This window comes from Bradyrhizobium sp. P5_C12 (assembly GCF_054049735.1).
Map to the genome: position 1 here is coordinate 1 of NZ_JBFULU010000118.1, position 2,053 is coordinate 2,053.

Genomic DNA, 2,053 nt, shown 5'->3' on the forward strand with positions numbered 1-2,053 from the left:
CATCCCCGACGGCTCCGGGCGCTGGCTGAATTGAAATCAAACAATCAAATGTGAGCCGGCCGGCACATCGCAACTTAACAAACCTAAACATTTCTAACCGAGTCGCCGGGCTTCGCACCGCTGCTGAGGCTGATGTGCACCGTGTCCGCCGCTGGCGTAATTTCTGCGCAGTACGCGCGCGGACGATGGCAGGAATTGGTAGGGGGCCAGTCGGGACCAGTCAGCTATGGAAAGTCCTGCTGCCTCAGTGGTGTAGGCAATAAAATACTGCCCTAGTCGTCATGCAGCGGGTTTGCCACAATCGGCCGCTTCCCCTTCTTCCGTAGCAAGTCGTTGAAGGCCTCGATCGCGAGCGCGTTGAGCGTCGTGTCGGATTCCGCGGCCAAGATCCTCAGCGCTCGCCACCCCTCGGGGTTCATCCTAACCAACAACGCCTTGAACGCCCCAGGATCGCGCGACGAAAGGCGGCCGACTTTCTTGCGGGGCATGCTGTGGTTCTCATCGGCGCCAGCCCAAACCGCGCTAAGGCGGTCGCGGGCTCGGTTGAAGGGGTGTCGAGCCTAGCTCGACATGGCCTGATGATACAGAGGAAGAACAGCTGCCGGATCGATCTGTGCTTGCGTGATAGCACAATATTAGATAGCTATTGATAACGCTTCTTCTCGCTAGCTATGGAACTCAAGCAATGACTTCCCTTCCAGTGCTTGCCGACGCCTTCAGCCTGCCCGCGGCCATTGCCCCCGACCTGGCCGCTGCCGTCTCGTATGCCAAGGCCGAGAAGGCGCCAGCCACGCGCATGGCCTATGAGACCGACTTTCGGCTGTTCCGCACCTATTGCGAGGAGAAGGCCGCCAGCGCGTTGCCGGCACTACCTGAGACCGTGGCGGCATATCTGGCGCACGGCGCCGAGGAAGGCGCAAAAGCCTCCACGCTCGGCCGGCGCCTCGCCGCAATCCGTTACGCGCACAAGCTGGCCTCGCTGCCGACGCCTACCGATTCCGAGGCCGTCAAGGCGACGCTCCGCGGTATCCGCCGCAGCATTGGCGCCGCCAAGGTCAAGAAGGCTCCGGCTGTCGCCGCTCGGATCAAAGCCATGGTTGCCGCGTGCCCCGCCACGATTGCCGGCAAGCGCGACCGCGCGCTGTTGCTCCTGGGGTTCGGCGGTGCGTTCCGCCGCTCGGAGCTCGTCGCGCTCGACGTCGAGCATATCGAGGAGACGCCAGAGGGGCTTTTGGTGCTCATTGCCAAGTCCAAGACCGACCAAGATGCAGAGGGCGTGACTATCGCCGTGGCGCGCGGATCCGCCGAGGCTTGCCCCGTTGTCGCCCTGCGCGACTGGCTCGAGGCTGCCGGCATCGATGCAGGCCCGGTATTCCGGCCGATCAATAAGGCGGGGGTGGTCAGCGCCGAGCGCCTGACTGACCAATCGGTCGCTCTTATCGTGAAGGCCTACGCCGGCCGCGTCGGACTCGATGCCAGCCTGTTCTCTGGCCACTCGCTTCGCCGCGGCTTCCTGACTTCCTCCGCTGCGGCCGGCAAGTCCATCTTCCGAATGAAGGACGTAAGCCGCCACAAATCGGTGGACACGCTGGCTGGGTACATCCAAGAGGYCGAGCTATTCAAAGAGCATGCAGGCGCGGGGCTGCTTTAAAGGACGCGCTGGCAACCAGGCGGCGACAACTGGTCGAGACCGTTGGTATGAGACTTCTAACTGTCCCACTCGTAGCGTTTCAAGCATTCGAAGCGACTGGCCAGCTTCCAGCCTCGCCATGAACGTGGCGGCTTCGGTCGCATTCATGGTGAACACTTCGCCATTCACTATCGCGGAGAAGCAGGCGTGGCAGAACTTGCGAAGGCGGGAACGGCCTCCGTAACCGAAGCTCGACAACGGGAGATCCTGCTCACATCGACGACATGGCTTTGTCATGACACTCTCCATTTGTTGGAAGCGCGGAAACGCGCAACACGGAGCCGAATCCTGAATCGCGGCGAGGCAGCGACAGGGAAAGCCATCGGGATTTCACATTGAGAGAGTAGGCGCCGAGTGAGTCGC

At 62.0% G+C, this 2,053-nt stretch carries 2 protein-coding genes; one reads left to right on the forward strand and one right to left on the reverse strand.

Annotated elements, in window-relative coordinates; genetic code table 11:
- Positions 1 to 272: 272 nt before the first annotated feature.
- A complete protein-coding gene (locus tag ACXJMY_RS37820) occupies positions 273 to 488 on the reverse strand; it encodes a ribbon-helix-helix domain-containing protein (RefSeq protein ID WP_456624438.1) in 216 nt (71 codons plus the stop codon).
- 197 nt (positions 489 to 685) lie between these two features.
- Between ACXJMY_RS37820 and ACXJMY_RS37825 the strand changes: the two genes are divergently transcribed.
- On the forward strand, positions 686 to 1,651 hold the full coding sequence (locus ACXJMY_RS37825) for a site-specific integrase (protein ID WP_456624439.1): 966 nt from the start codon (positions 686 to 688) through the stop codon (positions 1,649 to 1,651).
- Positions 1,652 to 2,053: the final 402 nt, after the last annotated feature.

Excerpts from the sequence above, each read along its gene's own strand:
- ACXJMY_RS37820 (WP_456624438.1), bottom strand. The coding sequence starts at position 488 with ATGCCCCGCAAGAAAGTCGGCCGCCTTTCGTCGCGCGATCCTGGGGCG.